Consider the following 23,635-nt stretch of genomic DNA (forward strand, 5'->3'; position numbering starts at 1 on the left):
ATCCTTGATCGGGAGAACCGCCGCAGCGGTGATGCCGACAAGGATGGGGACAGTGCAGACCGGTCAACAGAGCTGCGGCGGCAAAACAGTTGTGCCGCCAGTGCAACGATCGCTCAGCTGCGCTCGGCCGCCAGCATCGAGTAGGCCGCCCGCACGGTCTCATACCCGTAGGTTCGCTCCAGGCGGCGCACGATGAAATGGCCGCGTGCCACGTCCTGGTAGTAGTCGGTGAACATGGTGTTGAGCGTCGCGCCGGCCACCGCCCCCACGATCGGCACCGCCTGCGCGGCGAACTTCTCGGTGACCACCACGCCGAAACGCGCGGCGACCTTCTCCACGAGCTTGGCCAGCCACTTGCCGGCTTCCTTCGGGGTCAGCCCGATCATCACCGGGCTGCCGCCGACCGCGCGGCCGGCCAACTCGGCCGACAGGTGACGCATCACCTCGGCAGTGAAGCCACGCGTGATGTAGTAGCCGGTCTCGCTGGCATCGTCCTTGCCGGAGTTGCCACCGAGCGCAAACACCTCCAGGCAGGCATGCCGGGTGCTCATCTCGCGCAGGTCGAAGCCTTCGCTGCGTGCCACGTCAGCTACCGAGCGCATCATGATCGTGGTGGACACCGGCAGTTCGATGAACAGCGTGGTGAAACCGAAGGCGCCGCCGACTGCACCGGAGGTGGCCGCGGCCAGCTTGTGCCAGCGGGTGGACGCCGCTTTGCCCGGCGTATTGTCCATCGTCCACAACGCCGCCTGGGCGGATTTGAACAGCGCCGCTTCGACCGCGCCGTGGATGCGGCGGGACACCGAATCCGGCAGGCGTTTGACCGCGAACTCCAGCGGCGAACCGATCAGGTTGGCCATCTTGGCGGTCAGCGTGGGCGATTCCAGCAGGTCCACCGCACGCTGCAGGTCGCGCCAGTCCTGCGAGGTGGGCAGGATCGAGGACTCCAACGGCGGCGGTTGTGGCGAGGTCATGGCGTTCATGGCCGCGATCATAGCGCCGCCGATGTATACCGCTCGTTGCCTCGCCTGCCAGTGGCTGAACGCCCGCGTACAGGCCGCGTTGCCGGGCGACGCCCGGCATTCGGGTCAGGCCGGCAGGCCCGACAGCGCGCCCATGAACTGACGGTAATGGCGCAACTCTTCGATGGAATCATGCACATCGCTCAGCGCGGTATGGCTGGCGGTCTTGCCCACGCCGGCGGCCACGCCCGGGGCCCAGCGCCTGGCCAGTTCCTTGATCGTGGAAACGTCCAGGTTCCGGTAATGGAAGTACTTTTCCAGGCGCGGCATTTCACGGTGCAGGAAGCGACGATCCTGGCAGATCGAGTTGCCGCACATCGGCGAGGCGCCCGCCTTGATCCACTGCTGCAGGAAGGCGATCGTCTGCGCTTCGGCCTGCCCGAGCGTGACGGTGCTCTCGACCACGCGCTGCCACAGGCCGGAACGACGATGCTGGTTACGGTTCCACTCGTCCATCGCTTCCAGCCGCTCGACCGGATGATGGATCGCGAATTCCGGGCCTTCGGCCAGCACCTTCAACTGCGCATCGGTCACCACGGTGGCGATCTCGATGATCGCATCGTTGTCGGTGTCCAGACCGGTCATTTCCAGATCGATCCAGATCAGTCGCTCGCCTTCTGCGCCGTTGTCCGCCATGTGTTCGCCTTGTGCTGGGCCGCCGCTTGCGCCGCGACCTGGAATGGATAAGGCGCCCATGATACCGCCAACCCGTCACGACCCTGTCGCCGTGGAGGCCTTATTCCAGCAGCAGCGGCGGCTTGCCGCGCTTGGCGCGGAAGTAGTTGGTCAGCCGGGTGCTGGCGTCCTTGGCGAGCACGCCACCGTGGATCTCCACGCGGTGGTTGTGGCGCGGATCGCCGATCAGGTCGAACACGCTGCCGCAAGCACCGGTCTTGGGGTCTGTGGCGGCATACACCAGCCGCGCCACGCGTGCGTGCACGATGGCCATGGCACACATCGCACACGGCTCCAGGGTGACGTACAGCGTGCTGCCGATCAGCCGGTGGTTGGTGATCGCCCTGCCCGCCTGCCGCATCGCCACGATCTCGGCATGCGCGCTGGGGTCATGGTCGGCGATGTTGAGGTTCCAGCCTTCGCCGAGCACGGTGCCATCGGCACCGACCAGCACCGCGCCGACCGGAATTTCATTGAATTCACGTTCGGCACGCTCCGCCAGGCCCAACGCGTGGCGCATCCAATGCTCATCCTGGTCGTGCACCGGCACGCCCAATGGTGGTGGCGGGGCGAGGCGCTCAACCATGGCCGTTGGCCGTGCGCACATAGGCCTCGAATGCGGCCAGGGTGGCCTCGCTGACGTGGTGCTCGATCCCTTCCGCGTCGCGGCGCGCCGAATCGGCGTCCACGCCCAGTGCCAGCAGGAACTGCTCCACCGTCTGGTGGCGGGCGCGCATCTCCACCGCCAGCTGCTCGCCGGCCGGGGTCAGGAACACGCCGCGATATGGCCGCTGGATCGCCCAACCCTCCTTGACCAGCCGCTTGAGCGCCTTGGCCACCGTGGGCTGCGCAACCCCGAGCCGGGTGGCGATATCCACCTGGCGGGCTTCGCGGCCATCGGCGATCAGGTCCGCGATCAGCTCCACGTAATCCTCGACCAGCTCGGACCGGCGCGCCTCACGCACCTGCACGAAGCCCTCGACATGCACCTGGGCATCGATCAGGGGCGAGGTGGCTTTACGGGTCGAGGACGGCATGGTGGCTCCAGCAATAGGCCGGTGGCGAAGGGCTGCGGCGCCCGCACAGTTTACCTCACGGGGGTTTGCGACTGATCCGGGCCGGTCTGGGGCGGCCGGGGCGCCCCGGCCAGCGATAGATGGAGAGCAGAATCAAACCGACGTCTCATTCACAGGATCTTTTGTTTGACAAATAATTTTTGGTGCCGGATATATACCCCACCTACTCAGCCATGGACCCGGCCGAAGGCCAAGGAGCAGCATGGACGCATCCGCGCTACGGAAGTACGGCAGCCTCGCGCTGATCATCGTGTTGGCCGCGCTGATGACGGCGCTGGCCGTGCAGAACCGGCAGCTCCGCCAGCAGCAGGCCCTGCTGGTGAGCAAGGTCGAACAGATCTCCAAGGCCGCTCACGGCCTTCCGGAAGGCGCCCAGCCTGAAGCACTCCAGAGCACCGCACTGGACGGCCAGGCGGTCACCCTCGCCGGCCCGGCCAGCGGCCGCCAGGTCCTGTATTTCTTCTCTCCCGCCTGCAAGTTCTGCCTGGCCTCCGTGCCGCAGATCCAGGCGCTGGACGCCGCCGGACGGAACAACGGGAACCGCGCCTTCGAGATGCTCGGCGTCAGCCTGCCGCCCCATGAAAGCGCTGCGGACTACGCGCGCCAGCATGGCTTTGCGTTTCCCGTAGTGAACGATACCGATGACCGGATCCGGCAGCGCTACACCGCGACCATGGTGCCGATGGTAGTGGTGATCCAGGACGGCAAGGTGATCTATCGCCACGTCGGCCAACTCAAGGACAGCTCTGTCAATGCCATCACCGGCGCCTTCGTGGTGAACGCTGCGCGCAGTGCGGTGCCCGTCCCGGCAGGCTGAGTCCCTCTGACGCCGCTCCCGGCGGCGTACCCAAGGTCTGTCCGCACCGGCTCATGGAGCGGATCGACAGTTCGTCGATTTTCCTTCCCATCCGAGGAGTTGAACGATGACGTCGAAACACACGCTGTCCCTGCTTGGCGGCCTCGCCGTCGCCGGCATGCTCGCCTTTGCTTCGGCCCAGGCCTTCGCCACCGCTGCCACGCCCGCCGCGTTGTCCGGCTGCAAGGCGGCACCGCACTGCGACTATGGCGCCAATCCGGACGGCACGTGCTGCCCGCTGACGGATCCACCGGCCCGGTAAACCGCATCGCGCACCACCCGTTGCATCCGCATGATCCACAACAGGAGAAACACCATGAAGTCCAAGAAAGTCGTCTCGGTCTTTGGCGGTATCGCTGTTGTCTGCGCCTTGGCATTTGCTTCGAGCCAGGCGGTGGCAACCTCCAGCCAGCCCAAACAGCTGGAAGGTTGCCCCTACAAGCCCGGCTGCACCTATGGCGGGCACAGCGAGATCCGTTGCTGCCAGCCGGTGTAACACCCCAGCTGCAGCCACACGATCCGCCCGCATCATCCTTGCAAGGAGAGAGTGACCATGATGTCCAGGAAACTGTTGTCGGCCTTCGGTGGCATGACGCTGATCTGCGCACTGGCTTTTGCCTCCGGCCAGGCGCTGGCGACCTCCAGCCAGCCCACGCCACTGGCGGGCTGCGAAGATCAGCCCGGCTGCACCTACGGCGGCCACGGCCTGTATCTGTGCTGCGAGCCGCTGTAAGCACCACGACCATCCCGGCGCCATGCCGGGATGGTTCTATCGGCGTCAGCGTGGTCGACGCTGAAGCGCAGTCTCAAACAGCACGGTGCCTTCGCGATTCTGCGCCACCAGTGTGCCGCCATGCGCACGCGCGAACTCGCTGGCGATGAACAGGCCCAGCCCCAGCCCGCGGCTATCGTGGAAACTGGCCTTGAACGGTTCGAACAACCGCGGCAGCAACGCCTCGGGAATCTGCCCGGCATTGCGCACCTGCAACCGCAGCGGCGCGCTGCGCTCGCCCTCCAGGCGCACCACCACCGGTGCATCACCACCATGCAGCACCGCGTTGCCGATCAGGTTGGACAGCAGCTGCGCCAGGCGATCTGGATCGCCCTGCAAGTGGGCATCACCCTGGACCTGCAGCTCGATGGTCGCCTGCGGATGCGCACGCCCGATCTCGGCCACGACCGATGCGGCCACGTCCGCCAGATCGCATTCGGTGCTGTGCAGGCGCAGGCCACCGGTGCGGATCTTCGAGAAATCCAGCAGCTGATCCACCATCCGCGCCATCCGCTGCGCACTGTTCTCAAGGTGGCCAAGCGTGCGCTGCACCGCGCCATCGTCGGGCAGGTCCAGCGACAACTTATCGGCGCACAGCAGGATCGATGCCAGCGGCGTGCGCAGATCGTGCGTCAACACGGCCATCATCGTCTCGTTGAGCTTGAGCGCATGCTCCAGCGCCTCGTTGCGCGTCTTCAGCAGCTGCTTCTGCTGGTAGAGCTCGATGAACACATTGACCTTGCTCATGATCACCTGCGGCTCGATCGGCTTGTGCAGGAAATCCACGGCGCCGGATTCGTAGCCCTTGAAGGCACGCACGGGGTCGTTCGGTGAGGCGGTCAGGAAGATGATGGGTACATCGCGACTGCGCTGCGAGCCACGCATCAGCTCGGCCAACGAGAACCCGTCGATCTCCGGCATGTGCACATCCAGCAGCGCGAGCGCGACCTCATGCTCCAGCAGCAGCTCGAGCGCCTCGGCGCCGGACAGCGCGCACAGGATCTCCAGGCCGGGGCGGCGCAGCAGCGCCTCCATCGCGACCAGGTTCTGCGGGATGTCATCGACAATCAGCAGCTTCACGCAATCGGTGGTGGCAGTCGACCCGGCGGGTTCGATCAGGTTCATCGGGTAAGACCTTTCATACGCGTGCAGATGGAGGTGAGCGGGAGCACGGCATCGGCACCGGCGTGCGCCAGGGCGGATGCGGGCATCATCGAGGAATATGCCTCCTCAGGGCATTGGATCCAGGCTTCGCCGCCGGCCTGGCGGATAGCGGCGACGCCATCACTGCCATCCGCGCTGGCGCCGGTCAGCAGGATCGCCAGCACGCCATCGCCGAACACATCGGCGGCGCTTTCAAACAGCGGATCGATGGCCGGACGCGAGAACAGCACCGGCGGGTCCACCGACAGCGCCAGCGTGGCACGGTCCTCGACCAGCAGATGGTAGTCCGGCGGCGCGAAGGTGACCGTACCCGGCTGCAGGGGCTGCTTGTCCTCGGCCTCGCGCACCGGCAGCGGGCAGCCGGCGTCGAGCAGGCCGGCAATGCGGCTCGGCCGATCACGTGGCAGATGCAGCACCACCAGCACGGGCAGCGCCAGTGTGGTCGGCAGCGATGACAGCAGCGCCTGCAGCGCGCTGACCCCACCGGCCGACGCGCCGATGACCACCAGATCGAACCGGCTGCGTTGCGACGCGCCGCTCATCAGGCCAGCTTCCGATACAGGCGCTGGTCGCGCGCGCAGGCCTCGAACAGGTCGGCATGCGCGCCGAACTGCAGCGATTCCTTGCTGCCCAGCCCGAGGAAGCCGCGATGGACCAGCGCCTCATGGAACAGGCCGATGGCACGGTCCTGCAGGGGCCGCTGGAAATAGATCAGCACGTTGCGGCAGGACACCAGGTGGACTTCGGAGAACACGGTATCGGTGGCCAGACTATGGTCGGCGAACACGATGTTGCGCTTCAGGCGGCGATCGAACACCACGCTGCCGTAGCCGCTGCTGTAGTAATCGGAGAGCGAGCCGGTGCCGCCGGCGGCCAGATAGTTGCGGCTGAACTGCGCCAGCCGGTCCAGCGCGAACGCCCCGGATTCGGCCGCCTGCAGTGCTTCGGGGTTGATGTCGGTGGCGTAGATGATCGCGCGGTCCAGCAGGCCTTCCTCATGCAGCAGGATCGCCAGCGACCACACCTCTTCGCCGGTACTGCACCCGGCGATCCACAGCTTGATCGACGGATAGGTACGCAGCACCGGCACGGCGTGCTCACGCAGCACCCGGAAATACGGCGGGTCGCGGAACATCTCCGAGACCTGCACGGTGAAGTACTGCATCGCCTGGGCGAAGGTCTCCGGCTCGTGCAGCAGCCGGTGCTGCAGCGCCCCCATGGTCGGGCAGTCGAAGCGCGCCATGGCATGGCGCATGCGCCGCCGCAGCGATGCCAGCGCATAGTCACGGAAGTCGTAGTGGTAGCGCTGGTAGACCGCCTCCAGCAACAGCTTCAACTCCAGGTCGAACAGCTCCGTTTCATTCATCGGCGCGAGCACCACACCCGGCACAGCGAGACCAGCTTGTCCACGTCGATCGGCTTGGCGATGTAGTCGTTGGCACCGGCCTGCAGGCAGTGCTCGCGGTCGTCCGGCATCGCCTTGGCGGTCAGCGCGATGATCGGCAGGTCGCGCCAGCGGTTGTCGGCACGGATCTCGCGCATGGCGGTCAGCCCGTCCATCTCCGGCATCATGATGTCCATCAGCACCAGGTCGATCTCGGGGCGCAGCTTCTCCAGCGCCTCGCGGCCGTTGCGGGCGATATCCAGGGTCACGCCCAGCGGCTCGAGCACGCTGGACAGCGCGAAGATGTTGCGCACGTCGTCCTCGGCCAGCAGCACGGTGCGGCCATCCAGCACCGCATCGCGGCGGCGGGCCTCGCGCAGCAGGCGCTGCTGGTCGGTCGGCAGCGAGGCCTCGACACTGTGCAGGAACAGGGTCACCTCATCGAGCAGGCGCTCGGGCGAGCGCGCGCCCTTGATGATGATGCTCTTGGAATAGCGGCGCAGGCGCTGCTCTTCATCGCGGGTCAGCGCGCGGCCGGTATAGACGATCACCGGCGGGAACGCGACGGCGTCATTGCCGGCCATGCGTTCGAGCAGGTCGTAGCCGGTGCCGTCAGGCAGCGCCAGGTCGGTGACCATGCAATCGAAGGTGGAGCCGGCCAGTTCGGCCATCGCTTCGGTGATGGTGCCGACCGCGGTGATCTCGAGCTGGTCGCGGCCGAGCAGCAGTTGCAGGTTGGAGCGCAGCTCGCTGTCGTCCTCGACGATCAGCAGGCGGCGCATGTCGCGCTGGCTGGTGGCCTCCAGCTGCTGGATCGCGCCGAGCAGGCGCTCGCGCGTGGCCGGCTTGATCACATAGCCGATCGCACCCAGCTCCATCGCCACCTGCGAACGTTCCAGCCCGGACACCACGTGCACCGGGATGTGGCGCGTGGCCGGGTCGCGCTTGAGGCGCTCCAGCACGCTCAGCCCGGAGACATCGGGCAGGCCGATATCGAGCAGGATGCCGTTGGGGCGCAACTCGGCAGCCAGACTCAGCGCTTCCTCGGCGGTGCCGGCGACCACGCAATCAAAGTCCAGTTCATGCGCCATCGAGACCAGCGCGCTGGCGAACGCCGTATCGTCCTCGACCACCAGGATCATGCGGCCCGCGCGGCTGCGGCGGCCCCGGTCATCCATCACCTTGGCCGCGGGTGCGGGTGCGGGGGTGGATTCGGCGTGGGCACGGCCCAGCGAAGCAGCGGCAGGCACGGCCGGTGCTGCCACGGCGGCGGGACGTACGTCGTGCACGACGTTGTGGGCGCTGCCGGTACCGCCACCGGCCAGCAGCGGCAGCTCCAGCGTGAAGCAACTGCCCCGGCCCGGCTCGCTGGAGACAGCGATGCTGCCGCCCATCCGGGCAGCCAGATCGCGCGAGATCGACAGCCCCAGCCCGGTACCCCCATAACGGCGGCGGGTGCTGCCATCAGCCTGGCGGAAGGCTTCGAAGATGACCGCGGTCTGTTCGTCGGGAATGCCGATGCCGGTATCGGACACGGCGAACTGGATCCGCCCTGCCCCGGCACTGCGCACCTTCAACGACACGCTGCCGTGTTCGGTGAACTTGACCGCATTGGCCAGCAGATTCTTCAGGATCTGCTGCAGGCGCTGGCTGTCGGCCAGCAATTGGGCCGGCGCATCCGGCGCGGCGCTGATCTCCAGGCTCAGGCCCTTCTGCACGGCCATCGGCTCGAAGGTTTCCTTCAGGCGCTGCAATACGCTGGACACCGCGAGGTTTTCTTCGACCAGCTCGACATGGCCAGCCTCGATCCGCGACAGGTCCAGAATGTCGTTGATCAGCGCCAGCAGGTCGTTGTTGGAGGAATGGATCGCCTGGGCGTACTTGACCTGCTCGGCGGTCAGCGTGCCGTCCTTGTTGTCGGCCAGCAGCTTGGCCAGGATCAGCGAGCTGTTGAGCGGGGTGCGCAGCTCGTGGGACATGTTGGCCAGGAATTCGGATTTGTAGCGCGAACTGGCCTCCAGTTCGGCGCTGTTCTGGACCAGCTGCGCCTGGGCCAGCAGCAGGGCCTGCTGGCGCGACTCCAGCTCATGGGTGCGCTCTTCGAGCTGCACATTGGTCTGTTCAAGCTCGGCCTGCTGCTGCTCCAGGTTGGCCTGGGAATGCAGCAGGCTGCGGCTCTGCTCTTCCAGCTCCTCATTGGCCACGCGCAGTTCTTCCTGCTGGGTCTGCAGCTCTTCGCTCTGGCGCTGGGTTTCCTCCAGCAGTTCCACCAGCTGCGCATTGAGCAGCGCCGCGCGCAGCGCGATGCCGATCGGCTCGGCGCACTGCAGCAGCAGCGCCATCTCCAGGCCACGCGCAGGCGAGACACCGGCCCGGCCCAGCTCGATCACGCCGATCACCACGCCATCGGCGGTGATCGGCCCCAGCAGGCGCTGGTGCACGGTAGTGCGGCCCAGGAGGGTATCGATATCCAGCGGGCTGTCACTGTCCTCCAGCCGGCGCGCGCGGCCTTCGCGGATGATCTCGCCCCATTGCCCGGTATGCGCCGGCAGCGTCTCCGGCAGCTGCGAAGGCAGCGCGGCACCACCGACCAGCACCAGCCGCTCGCCCTGCAGGCGATACATGGCGCCGACATCGGCATTGAGCTGCGCGCACAGCGCGCGCATGGCCGCATCGGCCAGTTCACGCGGGGTGGGATCGCCCTGCAGGCTGGTGCCCACCACGTTCTCGCCGGCCTGCAGCCACAGCGCATCGGCCGCTTCACGGCGCGCACTGATGGCCTTCATCACGGTCAGCGCCATCATCAGGAAAGCAACGCCGCCGATGGTGCGGTTGACGAAGGAGAACGCCGAGTTGCTGCTGGACGGGGCCACGTTGTAGCCCACCGCAAGCAGGATGCAGGACCCGATCGCCACCAGCAGAGGCACTTCCATCCGGCGCTGGAACAGCGTGATGCCGACCGCCATGAAGTAGGTCAACCAGACCGCGTAGCCCAGCGGCACCACCATCTCCGTGCCCAGCGTGGCGGCCATCAAGGCGGCCGACGCCAGCCAGATCCAACGGTCACGGGCGGTAGGCGCAAAATTCATACCGTGTTCCAGCTCAAAAGGGGCCTGATGGTACCCGAAGCGGTAAACGGGTGTTAAGCGCCAGAAGTCAGCGTGTTTGACGCACGTTCTTGACACTTTCTTCACATGGACGCCCCTACGGTTCGGTCCCTTATCGGGGGAGTCGATAACCGTCGTGGTCCAGGCCGTATCCAGCGTTGCACCGCTCGCCGACGAAAGCCGGCAGCTGAAGCTGTTGATCGACAACGTGAGCGATCACGCGATCTATCTGCTCGATACGCAGGGGAGTATCTGCAGCTGGAACCGTGGCTGCGAACGGGTCAAGGGCTATGCCGCCGAGGCCGTCATCGGCAGGCACGTCAGCCTGTTCTATACCCCCGAAGACCAGCAGCTGGGCGTCCCGGAGCAGGCGCTGGCGTACGCGCGGGACCATGGCCGCTTCGTCGGTGAAGGCTGGCGGGTGCGCTGCAACGGCGAGCGGTTCCGCGCCGGCGAGGTGATCGAACCTGTCCGCGAAGACGGCTGCCTGCTCGGTTTCGTCAAGGTCACCCAGGATGTCACCGAACGCTACCAGGCCCAGCGCCTGCTGCAGGATGCGCAGCGCGCGCACGTGCAGCAGCGCCAACTGGACAATGTGGGCCGGCTGACCCGCGGCCTGGCCCATGAATTCAACAACCTGCTGACCACCATCGGCAACGCCCTGGATCTGATCGCCCTGCGCCCCGGCGCCGACGGGCGTACCCAGGAGCTGGTGGACCTGGCCCATGCCGCCGCCGACCGCGGCTCGCTGCTGACCCGCCAACTCTTGGCCTTCTCCGCTGATCAGACGCTGGTGCGCGAGCCGATCGTGGTGCAGGACTTCCTGCTCGATGCCCTGCCCGTACTGCGCCGCGCCTGCCCGACGGGCATCGAGGTGCAGCTGGATCTGACCTCGGATCTGCCCCCGATCGTCACCGATGGCGTACAGTTGCACAGCGCCGTGTTGAATCTGGTGCTCAATAGCGGCGAAGCGATGCCCCAGGGCGGCACGGTCACGATCACGGCCGAGGTCGAACAGCGGCTGGCGCCGGATCTGTCCCAGCCCATGCGCCGCCGCTATGTCGCCATCGCGGTGACCGATCAGGGCAATGGCATGCCCCCGGACATCGCGGAGCGCGCCAGCGAGCCGTTCTTCACCACCAAGGAAATCGGCAAAGGCAGCGGACTGGGGCTGAGCCAGGTGTTCGGCTTCGTTTCCCAGTGCGACGGCTTCGTCGACGTACAAACCGCCCCCGGACGCGGGACCACCGTCCGTCTGTTGTTACCTGTCATTGAGGAAGTCGAGCATGTCTGAGCCCCTACGCGTATTGATGGTCGAAGACCAGCAGGACCTGCGTGAACTGATCGGCCAGGCGCTGCAGGACTTCGGTATCGAAATCCACACCGCCGACGACGGCCCGGCCGCGCTGCGGCTGATGCAGGACCCGGGCGGGTTCGATGTGGTGTTCAGCGATATCAGCATGCCCAACGGCATGAGTGGTGTTGAGTTGAGCGAGCATGTGGCCGATGTACTGCCCAATGCGCGCATCATCCTGGCCTCCGGTTACGCCCGCTCGCAGCTGCCGCCGCTGCCCGAGCATGTCGAATTCCTGCCCAAACCGTATCGTCTTCGCCAGCTGGTGACGTTGCTGCAGTCACCGGTCGCGCCCTGCTGAGCGAGCGCAATGCCGCCAGCGTGAACGCTTCATCCGCGCCGCTCATGCTTCACATCGGTTCTGCATTCCACTGGGGATAGTCGTGGTGTAGTCGGAACAGGGCGCGGTAGATGCTGGACAGAAGTGATGATGTAGATCGGATGGCGCTGATCGAAGCGCTCAACGTGATGGACCCTGCGTTGGGTACTGCGCTGGACCCGATCACCGAACTGGCGGCGTTTACCTTCGGCGTTCCGATCGCGCTGGTGTCCATCTTCGATGCCGAGCACCAGCACATCATCTCGCGCGTCGGGCTGACGCTCACCCGCAACGAACGGCACGCATCGATCTGTGCCTGGGCGTTGGGCTCCAGCGACGTGCTGCAGGTGACGGACCTGCGCCTGGATGCGCGTTTTGCCGACAATGCCCTGGTGACCGGCCCGCAGCAGCTGCGCTTCTACGCCGGCGCCCCGCTGGTCACCAAGGCCGGCATCGCACTCGGCACACTGTGCATCATGGGCCGTGAGCCCCGTCAGTTGTCGGCCGAAGAACAGCTGCAGCTGCAGACGCTGTCACGGGTGGTGGTCGCGCAGATGGAGCTGAAGATGTCGCTGGGCCGGCGCGAGCAGATCAGCGGCCTGCCCAACCGGCAGCAGTTCCAGGCTGACCTCAATGCCCTGTCCCGCCGTGGCCAGGCGCATGCATTCACCGCCGTGCTGCTGGATGTATTCGATCTGCAAAGTGCCAACGAGGCCGGCCAGGCGCTGGGCATGAAGCCGGTGGAAACCTTGCTGCGCCAAGCGGCGCTGCGGGTGCAGGACGTGCTGCGCGATATCGCACAGGTCTATCACGTGGGGGTGACCCGCTTCGCCTTCCTGCTGCCGGACCACTCGCATCACCAGACCGAGGCACTGCTTGACCGCCTGCGCGTCCGCATGCGCCGGCCGCTGATGGCTGGCCGCATTCCGATGTCGCCGCAGTTCCATGCCGGTGTATGCGACTTCCTCCCCGTACCGGGCCAGACCGCGGATCTGGTCCGCAAATGCCTGGTCGCCATGCACCACGCCATCCAGACCGATGCCTGCCTGTGCTGGTACTCGCAGGAACGCGACGATGCCCTGCGCCGGCGTTACCGCTTGGCCTCCGACGCCGGGCGCGGGCTGGCCCAGCACCAGTTCAGCCTGGTGTACCAGCCACGCTTCGATCTGCTCGACGGGCTGCCGGTATCGGCCGAGGCGCTGCTGCGCTGGACCCACCCGATGCTCGGCCCGATCAGCCCCGGCGAATTCATCCCGGTGCTCGAGCGCACCGCGCTGATGCCCGCGATCAGCCGCTGGGTCATCGATCACGCCCTGGCCCAGGCCGCGCAATGGCAGGAGCGCGTGCCCGGCTTCAGCCTCTCCATCAATCTTTCCCCGCGCGACTTCGATGATCAGTGTGTATGGAGCGTGCTGTCCGAGCGACTGCACGCCTACGGGCTCGCCCCCGGCCTGATCGAGATCGAGATCACCGAAGGCCAATGGCTCAATCACCACCCCGCGGCGTTGCCGCAACTGCGCGACATGGCGGCGGCCGGCGTGCCCATCGCGATTGACGACTTCGGCAGCGGCTACAGCAATTTCGGCTACCTCAGCGAGGTGCCGATCAGCCACATCAAGATCGACCAGACGCTGGTCACCGGGCTGGCGCGCTCACGCACCGCGCGGCTGAAAGTGGAGGCCATCATCAAGCTCGCGCGGCAGCTCGGGTATCGCACGGTGGCCGAAGGCGTGGAGAACGAAGCCGAACTCTCGCTGCTGCGGCTGTGGGGCTGCGACGAAGCACAGGGCTATCACCTCGCGCGCCCCATGCACCCTGACGCGGTGCTGCAGCTGGTCAGTGGCTGCCGCGCGGGTCCCTTGCCGGATGCCGGCTGAGACCCCGCGACGCGATCGGCAGCCCGGGCAATAATGGCCAGCCCGCCTGCCTCGCTGCCAGACCATGACCGATCTCACCCCGCTGCCCACCCTGCCGCTCGGCCATTACCGCCATTTCAAAGGCGGCAACTACGAGGTCATCGGTATCGTCCGCCATAGCGAAACGCTGGCGCCGATGGTGCTCTACCGGCCGCTGGATTCGCAGGTCGGCCTGTGGGTGCGCCCGTATGAGATGTTCGTGGCACAGGTGGAGGTGGAGGGGCAGTGGCGTGCGCGTTTCGCGCGGGTTGAAGCAAAGGACTGAAAGGCGACCGGTTCGCCCATTCCGTGCGATCAGCTCAACGCGGCCCCACGCCCATCCACCAGTTCACGCAACCGCGCCGTCACCGCGCGGAACTGCGCCGGCAGCGTCGCGGCATCCAGTGCATCGACCTGGCGCGACAGCAGCGACAGCGCCTCGGCCATGCTGACCACCGCCTGCCCTGCCTCACCCTGCGCCTCCGGGACATCCAGGTGCGCGCCGATCACACCGGCCAGCACCTCGAAGGCTTTCACCGTAGCGCCATCGAGCCTGGAGGGATTCGGATCGAGCGCGCACAGGGTGCCGTGAAAACCGCCGTCGCGGCGGAACATCGGCACCGAAATGTAGCTTTCGAACCCGTACAGCGCCGGCGTGGGATGGCTCGAGAACACCGGGTGGGTGCTGGCCTGATCGAACTGCACCAGATGGCGATGTTCGCGGATCTCATCGCAGATGGTGGTTTCCAGCACGAGGTCATCGCCGGGTCGCAAGCCAAAATCAAGACGATCCTGCACGGCGCAGGCGGTCCAGCGGTCTGCAGTGACGCGCGCCACCGCGACGAAGCGCATGCCGGTCATCGCACTGGCCAGTTCCAGCATGCCCGGCACCGCCGGCATGGCCATCAAAGCGGCCACGTCATCCAGGCGCGGATCCGTGGAATGGGCAAGCGATGCCGCCGGCGCCATGCCGGGACCATCATCGTCCAACGGGTTGTCCAGCGCGGCAAGCCGACGGTTGAGCACCTTCGCGTTGACCTCGTTGAACAGGCCGCGCACGGCGGCCGACAACGCCCTGGCATCGGCAATGGCACCGACGAAATGGATACCCTCCCCGACCAGGCGGATCTGCTCCACGCCGTGATCCACCCGCAGCAATGGCCAGGCCAGACGGTGCAGCATGCGCATCCAGTCATTGCGTGGGGTGTCATCCAGCAGCGCGGTCACAATCACGCGCTGCGGCGCCGTGCCCGCTTGCGGACCGGGCAGATCAAAACCGATGAGGGCGGGAAAGCCCGGACGGGTGGACATCGCAACAACCTCTCTGGCGGCACCGCGCAGCCATCGAAGGGGTGGCTTTGGAGCGAAATTGTCGCATGAATGGGCGAGACCGGCCGTGATCGGCTGCCGATCCGGCCCGGAGGCGGACCGCTGACGCTCTCATCCAACGGACGCCCCCTCCAACCACAAGGACGTTTCGATAGGGGCCTGCTTGGGGTGTTGTGGATCGTCGTTCCGTTCGCCATCTTCGGGATCAAGGGGCTGCTGCGGCAGCTCGTGGCGGAGCAGCGACGGACCAATGAGATTCTCAGCCGCGTCCACGGCGACCGTATTCCGCCACCCGCGCCCGAACCGCAACCGTTCAGGGTCGCGCCGTATCCGTGAATGGGAGCGATAAGCAGCGTCCGCCCGGGATACACGGGGGCATCGGCGGTGCGACCAGCGGGGGTGCGAATCCAGCGTTCCATGCGCCCCACTGATTAATGTTGCGCCGCAGCAGTACAATGCCGCGCTTCCCCGATCGACGCCGCCGCCTGCATGAGCTCCTCCTCCGTCCCTCTGGCCGCCCGGCTCTCGCCGCGCGAGCGCACTCTGATCCTGCTGGCCTTGTCGCTGGGCGGCTTCGCCATCGGCACCAGCGAGTTCGCCAGCATGGGGCTGATGCTGGAAATCAGCCGCGGACTGTCCATCAGCGAGACCCAGGTGGGCCACCTGATCAGTGCCTACGCCGTCGGCGTGGTGGTCGGCGCACCGGTGCTGGCCTTCGCCGGTGCCGGCTTCGCCCGCCGCAACCTGCTGCTGGCACTGATGGGGTTCTATGCCATCGGCAACCTGGCCAGCGCGCTGGCGCCGAACTACGGCACGATGCTGCTGGCCCGCTTCGTCGCCGGTCTGCCGCATGGCGCGTATTTCGGCGTAGCAATGCTGGTGGCTGCGGCGATCAGTCCCCCGGCCCAACGCGGCGCGGCGGTATCGAAGGTGCTGCTCGGCCTGTCCGTTGCCATCCTGGTCGGCAACCCACTGACCACGTGGCTCGGCCAGCAGCTCAGCTGGCGCACTGCGTTCGCGGTGGTCAGCGTGCTGGCGATCGCCACCGTGGTGATGATCGCGCGCTTCCTGCTGCCCGATCCGGATGAAGTCCGCACCTCGCCGATGCGCGAACTGCGCGCCTTCAACCGCACCCAGGTGTGGCTGGCGCTGGCGATCGGTTCGGTCGGTTTTGCCGGCATGTTCTGCGTGTTCACTTACCTCGCCCCGACCCTGGTGCAGGTCACCGGCCTGGCCGAATCGTGGATGCCGCTGGCCGTGGGCATCTTCGGTATCGGCGCGATCATCGGCAACGTAGCCGGTGGCTGGCTGGTGGACCGCTTCCAGTTCCGCGCTGCGGCGGTAGTGCTGGTGTGGTCGATCCTGGTGCTGCTCGCCTTCCCGCTGGCCGCGCAGTCGGTGTGGAGCGTGTTCCCGATGATCATCGCCGTCGGCACCATGGGCGCCCTGGCGGCCGTACTGCAGACCCGCCTGATGGATGTGGCCGGCGAAGCGCAGACGCTGGCGGCCGCCTCCAACCACGCGGCGTTCAACACCGCCAACGCACTGGGCCCGTGGTTCGGCGGCATGGCGATCGGCGCCGGCTTCAGCCCGGCGGTGACCGGTTACGTCGGCGCCGCCACCGCGCTGGGCGGCCTGCTGCTATGGGGCGTGGCGATGCTGGTGGACCGCCGCTCGCGCAGCGTGCCGGTGCTGCAGCAGTAAGCGCACCGCCAGCCCCGTCGGCCAATTCGAATCCCTGCCCAGGCAGGGATTTTTTATATTTCCCCTATCATGGGCATCCGATCAAACCGCGCCACCCGTGCTGTTCCGGCCACGGCCGCAACGATGGCCGCACCTGGATACACCGATGACGTACGAATGGGCCCCGAGCGACTGGGGTCAACGCCTCACGCGATCACCGCACTGGCACCTGCGCCTGGAAGACGACCAGCTGGTCCTGACCGTTGACGGTCGCCCCTGCCCCGCGCCGCTGGAGGCACTGCAGGTGCACCCGCGCCTGCCCTGGGCACGGCTTACCCTGCACCGCGACGGGCATGCCCCGCTGACGCTTGGCGGCTTGAACACGGCCGCGGCTCGACAGTTGGCCTCCACCTTGGCCGAGCTGCGCGGTGAACAGCGCCAGCGCGACCATGTCGCTCTGTTCCAGCAGGCCCACGCCGCGATCCAGCGCTGGCTTGGCCAGGTGCAGACCGCCACCGAACGGGCCGACGAGGGAGCGCTGTGGCTGACCCACGAGCAGCAGCAGGCGCTGCTGCAGGCGCGCCCCACCCTGCCACTCGAGGAAGAGGCGCTGTGGGCGGTGTTCGACAACGCCGCACTGCGCAGCCAACTCGACGGTGATCCCGCTGTGATCGAAGCAACCTTGATGCGGTGGCTGGCCGACTGGCCAGCGACGTGGGCGCGCCGCAATGAGGCGCATCAGGTGCGCGAGCGGATGGCCAGCCGTGCGCTGCTGGATCACGTGGAAAGCCGCCCGCTCACCGATGAGCAGGCCCGCGCGGTGATCTGCTTCGACAACCGCGTCCAGGTGGTGGCCGCAGCGGGTTCGGGCAAGACCTCGACGATGGTGGCCAAGGCGGCGTACGCGATCGAACGCGGGCTGGTGGCGCCCGAGCGCATCGTCATGCTCGCCTTCAACAAGGAGGCCGCCACGGAACTGCAGGCACGCGCCGATCGCGCGTTCCATCGCCTCGGCCTGGGCGAGGTCCGGGTGGAGGCGCGTACGTTCCACGCGCTGGGCCGGCACATCATCGCCCAGGCCACGGGGCGGATGCCGCAGGTGCCGGAGTGGGCCGTGGATGCCACGCAGGGCTTCCACCGGCTGGCCGAGATCATCGACCAGCTCAAGGATCGCTCCCTCCATTTCCGTACCCAGTGGGACCTGTTCCGGCTGGTGTTCGGCCGTGATCTGCCCGTTGCCGGAGGGCCGCTGGAGGCAGAGGAATGGGACAAGGATGGGCAGGTCTACGTGCGTACGCTTCAGGGCGAGCGCGTGCGCAGCATCGAAGAATGCGTGATCGCGGACTGGCTGTTCTACAACGGCGTGGATTACGCCTATGCCCGGCGGCACGCCTTCGATGCCGGCACGGACGAATACCGCCAGTACCGGCCGGATTTCTGCTACCCCGGCATTGCGCTGAACCACGACCACCTCGCCCGGGAGGGACACGGCCAGTCGCCGGCGCCTCCAGCTGGCCATCAGCGCTCCCACGGCACCGACCGGATCGAGACCACCTCGCACGAACTGCGCACGGGCGAACTGTTCCTGCGGCTGGGCGATGCGCTGTCGCAGCGCGGTCTCGAGCTCGACCCGAATCCCGACCGCGAACTGCCCGAGGGCGGCGCGACACCGATGCCGGATACCGACCTGATCGGCCTGGTCCGGACCTTCATCAGCCACGCCAAGAGCAACGGCCTGCACGTGCAGGACATGGTCGAGCGGCTGCGTCGGCTGCCCGAGGATCACTTCAAGCACCGTTACCGCCTGTTTCTCGAGCTGATCATTCCGATCCTGGACGGCTGGGACGATGCGCTGGTCGCCGAGGGCGGCATCGACTTCGAGGACATGCTCAACCAGGCTGCCGAGCACCTGGAACAGGGCCGCTATGTCGCCCCGTTCGATCTGGTGATGGCCGACGAATTCCAGGATGCCTCGCGCGCCCGGGCCCGTCTGTGCCGCGCGCTGGTGCAGGCGCCTGGCAAGCATCTGTTCGCGGTCGGCGACGACTGGCAGTCGATCAACCGGTTTGCCGGCGCGGACGTCTCGGTGATGACCGGCTTCCTGGACTGGTTCGGCCCGGGCCAGGTGCTCAAGCTTGAACAGACGTTCCGCTGCCCGCAGGCGCTGTGCGATGTTTCCAGTGCGTTCGTGTCACGCAATCCAGCGCAGATACCCAAGCAGGTCCACTCGCTCACCCCGGCGTATGGCGCGGTGCTGCAGGCCTTCCAGGTGGCCTCGCGCGACCGGCTGGCCGGCGCGGTCGAGCAGTATCTGGCCCAGTTGCACCAGCAGTTGCTGACAGGTCAGGTGCCACCAGGCCATGACGGCAAGGTCACGGTATTCGTCCTCGGCCGTTACAACGCAGACCGCGCGATGCTGCCGACCACATGGCGGGCACGCCATGGGCAGCACATAGAGGTGAGCTTCCTCACCGTACACCGGTCCAAGGGCATGGAGGCGGACTACGTGATCCTGCCCGGCATGCTGGATCGCCGCTTCCCCAATGCCCGCGCGGATGACCCCGTACTGGCGCTGGCGATGCCGGACGGCGATGCGTACCCGCTGGGTGAGGAACGCCGATTGTTTTACGTCGCGCTGACGCGCGCGCGCCGTTCGGTGGCGATGTTCACCGTGCAGGGCAAACGCTCGGCGTTCCTGACCGAACTGGTCAACGACGGCGCGGTACGCGTGACATCCATGGCCGGTGAAGCGATCCACGAACAGGCCTGCCCTGCCTGCAAGGTGGGCGTGATCGTGCCGCGCACCGGGCCGTATGGCGCGTTCCAGTCCTGCTCGGCGTATCCACGCTGCGAATACAAGCCGCCGAAGACAGGGGGCCATGCCGGCTTGCGTACGGTCGCGGGGGCCTGAGCGATGCGCTACCGCTGCATGCGCAGCGCCTCGACCACCAGCGCGAAGGCGGGAGAATGCTGGCGGCGGCTGGGGTAATACAGGTGGTAGCCCGGGAACGGCGGGCACCAGTCCTCCAGCACGCGCACCAGGCGCCCCTGCGCCAGGTGGGGGGCGAACTCGTCTTCCGGCAGGAAGGCGATGCCCAGGCCGTCCAGCGCGGCCAGCACCATGTGCGGCGAGGTGTTGAAGGTCAGCTGTCCATCCACACGCACGTTGACCGCACGCCCCCGGCGTTCGAATTCCCAGGCATACAGCCCGCCACGGGTCGGGAACCGCATGTTGATGCAGCGGTGCGCCGTCAGTTCGGCCGGCACCGTGGGCACGGGCCGGGAGGCGAAATAGGCTGGAGAGGCCGCCGCCGCCATCCGCAGCGGCGGGCCGATCGGTACGGCGATCATGTCTTTGTCGATGCTCTCGCCCAGGCGCACGCCGGCATCGAAACGGTCGGCAACGATATCCCGGAGCCCATAGCTGACATCGAACTCGATGCCGATGTCCGGGTAGTCCTGCAGCAGCGGCGTCAGCCTCGGCAGCAGAAGGGTCTTCAACGGAAAATCGCCACTGGTCAGCCGCACCAGGCCCGCGGGTTTGTCGCGCAGCTCGGTCAGGGCATCCAGCTCAGCCTCGATCTCATCGAACCGGTTGCCGATCGCCGCCAGCAATCGCTCCCCGGCGGCGGTGGCTGACACGCTGCGCGTGGTGCGGGTGAGCAGGCGTATCTCAAGCCGTTCTTCCAGGGCCTTGAGGGCTTGGCTCAGTGCCGAGGGAGTCACCCCGAGCACACTGGCCGCCCGCGTGAAACTGCCCTCCCGGGCGACCGTGACGAAGGCGAGCAGATCATTGAGGTTGCGGCGTGCCATGGGCGCAGTCTGCCACGGCGGATTGATTAGTAAAGCTGCATACCCCCTTCTTCATTCGTTATCTAATCAACGCCCTGCCGCCCCGGCAGACTGGTCCGGCCTCCCCACCTCTCTCTGGACGCCGATGAACAAGACCCTGGCGCTGTTGGCGCTGCTGATCCTTCCCTTGCTTGCCTCAGGAGCCGACATGTCCCACGGCGCAGACAACTTCTACACCAGTGACCAGGTGACCGTGCAGAAGGTCACGTTCAAAAACCAGTACCGCATGCAGGTCGCCGGCAATCTGTTCGTGCCCAAGGCACTGGACCGTTCCACCCGGCACGCCGCGATTGTCGTCGGTCACCCGATGGGTGCGGTAAAGGAACAGAGCGCCAACCTCTATGCCACCCGCATGGCCGAGCAGGGCTTCATTACCTTGTCGCTGGATCTGTCGTTCTGGGGCGAAAGCGAAGGTGAACCGCGCAATGCAGTGTCGCCCGACATCTATGCCGAAGACTTCAGCGCCGCCGTCGATTTCCTGCGCGCGCAATCGTTCGTGGACAAAGACCGCATCGGTGCCATCGGCATCTGTGGCAGCGGCAGCTTTGTGATCAGTGCCGCCAAGATCGACCCGCGGATCCAGGCCATCGCCACGATCAGCATGTATGACATGGGCGGCGCCAACCGCAATGGATTGGGCCATGCCGTCACCGTGGAACAGCGCAAAGCCGCCATCGCCGCTGCCGTCGCCCATGGCGATGCCGAATTCGCCGGCCAGCCGCCCCGTTACACCAGCGGCTCGGTGCATCGGATCGATGCGGATTCCTCGCCGATCGAACGCGAGTTCTACGATTTCTACCGCACGCCGCGGGGTGAGTACACGCCGGCCGGTTCGTCGCCCGAGCTGACCACGCACCCTACCCTGACCAGCAACCTGAAATTCCTGAACTTCCATCCGTTCGCAGATATCGAGACGATCTCGCCGCGCCCGATGCTGTTCGTCACCGGTGAGACCGCCCATTCGCGGGAGTTCAGTGAAGAGGCCTTCCGCCTGGCCGGGCAGCCCAAGCAGCTTGTCGTGGTGCCGGGCGCCGGCCATGTGGACCTGTACGACCGGGTGGACCTGATCCCGTTCGATACGTTGACGCAGTTCTTCCGCGCCAACCTGCATTGAACCGGCATCAGGACGTGCTCGTGCCCTCACCGCCGGTGAATGCCACCGCCCGCCAATGGGGCGGCGTGCTGGCGATGTCCCTCGGTGCGTTTGCCCTCGTGGCCGCCGAGTTCATGCCGGTGAGCCTGCTCACTCCGCTGGCGCGCGATCTGCACGTCAGCGAGGGGCAGGCCGGTCAGGCCATCGCCGTCTCCGGCGCCTTCGCACTGGTCACCAGCCTGATCATCGCGCCTCTCGCCGGCGGGGTCGATCGCAAGCGGCTGCTGCTCGCGCTTACCGTGACCATGATGCTGTCGGCGACGCTCGCCGCATTGGCCCCGGACTTCACCACCTTCATGGTCGGGCGCGCGTTGATCGGCATCGCGATCGGTGGCTTCTGGTCGATGTCGGCGGCCACTGCCATGCGCCTGGTACCACCACACCAGGTGCCGCGCGCGCTGGCGCTGGTCAATGGCGGCAATGCCCTGGCCATGGTGGTGGCGGCACCGCTGGGAAGCTACTTCGGTGCCGTGGTCGGCTGGCGCGGCGCGTTCTTCCTGCTGGTGCCCGTGGCCTTTGCCGCCCTGCTGTGGAAGATGGCGACGCTGCCGCGCATGCAGGCAACCGGTGCGCCCGCCTCATGGAACGTGCTCGGGCTGCTCCGGCACCGCGTTGTGGCGCTGGGCATGCTCGCCACCTGTCTGTTCTTCATGGGGCAGTTCGCACTGTTCACCTACCTGCGGCCCTATCTGGAGACAGTGGGCGGCATCACCGTCTCGACGCTGTCGCTGATCCTGCTGATGATCGGCGGTGCCGGGGTGATCGGCACCGTGTTGATCGAGCCGTTCGTGAGGAACTGGCTGTATGCCACCTTGATTGTGCTTCCGTTGCTGATGGCGGCGTTGGCCCTGGCCCTGGCATTGGCGGACCCGGCACTGCCGCTGACGGCGATACTGCTTGGCCTGTGGGGTCTGTTCGGCACCTCGGCACCGGTTGCGTGGTGGACCTGGCTGGCCAGGACGCTGCCACGCGATGGAGAAGCCGCCGGTGGGCTGATGGTGGCCGTTGTACAGATGGCGATCGCGCTGGGCGCCACCCTGGGCGGCGTGCTGTTTGACGGGCTCGGCTATCGCGCCACGTTCATCGCCAGCGCCGGGATATTGATGGCTTCGATGTGGGTCGCGGTGCTTTCCCGGCGCGCCAGTCACCGCGGTGCCGCACTGGCGACATGATCCTTGTCGTGGCGCCGGCGGCCACCGCTCAGCCGCGCGCAGCGGCCAGTGCAGCATCGATCTGCGCAAGCAACCCACGCCGTTCCGGCACGCCCGGCATCACCCGCACCAGGTTGCGGACCATCCGCAGGTCCTGTTGCCTGCCAAGCTGATCACCCAGCGCATGCAGCGCGCGCGCCTGGTGGCCCGGTCCTGTCCGTTTGACCGAGGCCGCGAGCGCACTGTCCAGTGCGGGCATCGCCTCCAGCTGCATCCGCAGGCGACGCACTCTGCGCCGCCAGCGATGCAGGTCCTGCGGATCTGCGGTGCGGGCGGCGCGCTTCTCCGCCTTGGCAGTACGGCGTTCGCTGCGGGCCAGACCCTTGCGGAGATCGCGCGCACTCAGCGCGTCCCATGGCTGCGCCTGGAGTTCACCGGCGATACGCAGCAGCGCCGCGTGACGACGTGCAAACGCCGGGTCGCGCGCCAGCGCCCGGGCGAGCAATACGTCGCGCCGCGCCATCAACCGCCTGCACACCTCTGACCACGGCGGGGCGGGCTGCTGCGCGGCGAGGTGCTGGCAGGTCTCCACCACCACATGGGCATCGCGCAAGGCCGACAACCCGTGGCCGAGCCGGCGCAGGGCCGCGTCGGTCCGGGCGGTCTCAAGGTCGCTGCTCTCCAGCACGGCGAGCAGCGCGCGAAGGCGGCGTATCGTCTTGCGCGCCCGATGCACGGCATCGTGGACATCGGGCTGGAGCGCCAGCGCAGCGGCGATGGCCCTGCACTCACGCGCCGCCAGTGCGCGGGCGGCAGGGCCGATGGCGGGTGGCGACATGGCGG

The 23,635-nt window shown here is 66.9% G+C and carries 24 protein-coding genes; 13 read left to right on the plus strand and 11 right to left on the minus strand.

The window, feature by feature from the left end:
* Window positions 1-113: 113 nt before the first annotated feature.
* The 4 genes from AC1DIQ_RS00115 to mntR all read right to left on the minus strand — a co-directional run bounded on the left by AC1DIQ_RS00115 (window position 114) and on the right by mntR (window position 2,734).
* The gene (locus AC1DIQ_RS00115) at window positions 114-974 is read right to left on the minus strand and encodes an EcsC family protein (RefSeq protein WP_121041096.1); all 861 of its coding nucleotides are present in this window, start codon (window positions 972-974) and stop codon (window positions 114-116) included.
* Window positions 975-1,088: 114 nt separating this feature from the next.
* Window positions 1,089-1,658 carry an oligoribonuclease gene (gene orn / locus AC1DIQ_RS00120; RefSeq protein WP_152151230.1) on the minus strand — a complete coding sequence of 190 codons (570 nt, stop codon included), beginning with the start codon at window positions 1,656-1,658 and terminating at the stop codon, window positions 1,089-1,091.
* 100 nt (window positions 1,659-1,758) lie between these two features.
* Complete coding sequence (gene tadA / locus AC1DIQ_RS00125) at window positions 1,759-2,283, minus strand: tRNA adenosine(34) deaminase TadA (RefSeq protein ID WP_088435395.1); 525 nt, start codon at window positions 2,281-2,283, stop codon at window positions 1,759-1,761.
* Entirely contained in the window at window positions 2,276-2,734 is a 459-nt protein-coding gene (gene mntR, locus AC1DIQ_RS00130) for a manganese-binding transcriptional regulator MntR (protein ID WP_121037359.1), read from the minus strand. Before mntR ends, tadA begins: the two co-directional genes overlap by 8 nt.
* Before the next feature lie 241 nt (window positions 2,735-2,975).
* On the opposite strand from mntR, the gene AC1DIQ_RS00135 reads away from it, so the two are divergent.
* The 4 genes from AC1DIQ_RS00135 to AC1DIQ_RS00150 all read left to right on the plus strand — a co-directional run bounded on the left by AC1DIQ_RS00135 (window position 2,976) and on the right by AC1DIQ_RS00150 (window position 4,362).
* The gene (locus tag AC1DIQ_RS00135; RefSeq protein ID WP_193222740.1) at window positions 2,976-3,590 is read left to right on the plus strand and encodes a peroxiredoxin family protein; all 615 of its coding nucleotides are present in this window, start codon (window positions 2,976-2,978) and stop codon (window positions 3,588-3,590) included.
* 106 nt (window positions 3,591-3,696) lie between these two features.
* Window positions 3,697-3,891, plus strand: a complete 195-nt coding sequence (locus AC1DIQ_RS00140) for a hypothetical protein (protein ID WP_121037365.1) — start codon at window positions 3,697-3,699, stop codon at window positions 3,889-3,891.
* A gap of 54 nt (window positions 3,892-3,945) precedes the next feature.
* On the plus strand, window positions 3,946-4,125 hold the full coding sequence (locus AC1DIQ_RS00145; protein WP_121037368.1) for a hypothetical protein: 180 nt from the start codon (window positions 3,946-3,948) through the stop codon (window positions 4,123-4,125).
* A gap of 57 nt (window positions 4,126-4,182) precedes the next feature.
* Window positions 4,183-4,362 carry a hypothetical protein gene (locus AC1DIQ_RS00150; protein WP_121037371.1) on the plus strand — a complete coding sequence of 60 codons (180 nt, stop codon included), beginning with the start codon at window positions 4,183-4,185 and terminating at the stop codon, window positions 4,360-4,362.
* Between the two features lie 45 nt (window positions 4,363-4,407).
* On the opposite strand, the gene AC1DIQ_RS00155 is transcribed toward AC1DIQ_RS00150, so the two are convergent.
* From AC1DIQ_RS00155 to AC1DIQ_RS00170, 4 genes are read right to left on the minus strand one after another with little or no spacing between them, the layout of a single operon-like run.
* Complete coding sequence (locus tag AC1DIQ_RS00155) at window positions 4,408-5,526, minus strand: hybrid sensor histidine kinase/response regulator (RefSeq protein WP_121037374.1); 1,119 nt, start codon at window positions 5,524-5,526, stop codon at window positions 4,408-4,410.
* Window positions 5,523-6,107: a chemotaxis protein CheB gene (locus tag AC1DIQ_RS00160; protein ID WP_478049217.1), complete on the minus strand. Its 585-nt coding sequence runs from the start codon at window positions 6,105-6,107 to the stop codon at window positions 5,523-5,525. Before AC1DIQ_RS00160 ends, AC1DIQ_RS00155 begins: the two co-directional genes overlap by 4 nt.
* Complete coding sequence (locus tag AC1DIQ_RS00165; protein WP_183073658.1) at window positions 6,107-6,955, minus strand: CheR family methyltransferase; 849 nt, start codon at window positions 6,953-6,955, stop codon at window positions 6,107-6,109. Before AC1DIQ_RS00165 ends, AC1DIQ_RS00160 begins: the two co-directional genes overlap by 1 nt.
* Entirely contained in the window at window positions 6,928-10,038 is a 3,111-nt protein-coding gene (locus AC1DIQ_RS00170) for a response regulator (protein ID WP_478049218.1), read from the minus strand. The genes AC1DIQ_RS00165 and AC1DIQ_RS00170 overlap by 28 nt, the downstream gene beginning before the upstream one ends.
* Before the next feature lie 154 nt (window positions 10,039-10,192).
* Here AC1DIQ_RS00170 and AC1DIQ_RS00175 point away from each other — a divergent pair, with 154 nt between their 5' ends.
* The 4 genes from AC1DIQ_RS00175 to AC1DIQ_RS00190 all read left to right on the plus strand — a co-directional run bounded on the left by AC1DIQ_RS00175 (window position 10,193) and on the right by AC1DIQ_RS00190 (window position 13,910).
* Window positions 10,193-11,350, plus strand: coding sequence for a two-component system sensor histidine kinase NtrB (locus tag AC1DIQ_RS00175; RefSeq protein WP_478049219.1), 1,158 nt, complete (start codon window positions 10,193-10,195; stop codon window positions 11,348-11,350).
* The gene (locus AC1DIQ_RS00180; RefSeq protein WP_121037386.1) at window positions 11,343-11,711 is read left to right on the plus strand and encodes a response regulator; all 369 of its coding nucleotides are present in this window, start codon (window positions 11,343-11,345) and stop codon (window positions 11,709-11,711) included. Before AC1DIQ_RS00175 ends, AC1DIQ_RS00180 begins: the two co-directional genes overlap by 8 nt.
* A gap of 140 nt (window positions 11,712-11,851) precedes the next feature.
* Window positions 11,852-13,606 (plus strand): putative bifunctional diguanylate cyclase/phosphodiesterase, encoded by a 1,755-nt coding sequence (locus tag AC1DIQ_RS00185; protein ID WP_478049220.1) that lies wholly within the window; start codon window positions 11,852-11,854, stop codon window positions 13,604-13,606.
* A gap of 64 nt (window positions 13,607-13,670) precedes the next feature.
* A complete protein-coding gene (locus tag AC1DIQ_RS00190; protein ID WP_152151218.1) occupies window positions 13,671-13,910 on the plus strand; it encodes a DUF1653 domain-containing protein in 240 nt (79 codons plus the stop codon).
* Window positions 13,911-13,939: 29 nt separating this feature from the next.
* Here the strand turns inward: AC1DIQ_RS00190 and AC1DIQ_RS00195 are convergent, their stop codons facing one another.
* Window positions 13,940-14,935 (minus strand): GAF domain-containing protein, encoded by a 996-nt coding sequence (locus AC1DIQ_RS00195; RefSeq protein WP_478049221.1) that lies wholly within the window; start codon window positions 14,933-14,935, stop codon window positions 13,940-13,942.
* A 69-nt stretch (window positions 14,936-15,004) separates the two neighbouring features.
* Here AC1DIQ_RS00195 and AC1DIQ_RS00200 point away from each other — a divergent pair, with 69 nt between their 5' ends.
* From AC1DIQ_RS00200 to AC1DIQ_RS00210, 3 genes are all read left to right on the plus strand, one after another.
* Window positions 15,005-15,289, plus strand: coding sequence for a hypothetical protein (locus tag AC1DIQ_RS00200; RefSeq protein ID WP_121037392.1), 285 nt, complete (start codon window positions 15,005-15,007; stop codon window positions 15,287-15,289).
* A gap of 153 nt (window positions 15,290-15,442) precedes the next feature.
* Entirely contained in the window at window positions 15,443-16,657 is a 1,215-nt protein-coding gene (locus AC1DIQ_RS00205) for an MFS transporter (RefSeq protein ID WP_121037395.1), read from the plus strand.
* Between the two features lie 145 nt (window positions 16,658-16,802).
* On the plus strand, window positions 16,803-19,547 hold the full coding sequence (locus AC1DIQ_RS00210; RefSeq protein ID WP_478049222.1) for a UvrD-helicase domain-containing protein: 2,745 nt from the start codon (window positions 16,803-16,805) through the stop codon (window positions 19,545-19,547).
* Window positions 19,548-19,555: 8 nt separating this feature from the next.
* Here the strand turns inward: AC1DIQ_RS00210 and AC1DIQ_RS00215 are convergent, their stop codons facing one another.
* On the minus strand, window positions 19,556-20,449 hold the full coding sequence (locus tag AC1DIQ_RS00215) for a LysR family transcriptional regulator (protein ID WP_152151215.1): 894 nt from the start codon (window positions 20,447-20,449) through the stop codon (window positions 19,556-19,558).
* 124 nt (window positions 20,450-20,573) lie between these two features.
* Between AC1DIQ_RS00215 and AC1DIQ_RS00220 the strand changes: the two genes are divergently transcribed.
* Both AC1DIQ_RS00220 and AC1DIQ_RS00225 read left to right on the plus strand, forming a co-directional pair.
* Entirely contained in the window at window positions 20,574-21,602 is a 1,029-nt protein-coding gene (locus AC1DIQ_RS00220) for an alpha/beta hydrolase (RefSeq protein WP_478049223.1), read from the plus strand.
* Between the two features lie 20 nt (window positions 21,603-21,622).
* Complete coding sequence (locus AC1DIQ_RS00225; RefSeq protein ID WP_461770006.1) at window positions 21,623-22,813, plus strand: MFS transporter; 1,191 nt, start codon at window positions 21,623-21,625, stop codon at window positions 22,811-22,813.
* Between the two features lie 28 nt (window positions 22,814-22,841).
* Here AC1DIQ_RS00225 and AC1DIQ_RS00230 read toward each other — a convergent pair whose 3' ends face one another.
* Window positions 22,842-23,630, minus strand: a complete 789-nt coding sequence (locus AC1DIQ_RS00230) for a CHAD domain-containing protein (RefSeq protein WP_478049224.1) — start codon at window positions 23,628-23,630, stop codon at window positions 22,842-22,844.
* Window positions 23,631-23,635 lie beyond the last annotated feature (5 nt).

The sequence above is a fragment of the Stenotrophomonas sp. 05L413 genome (assembly GCF_056397945.1).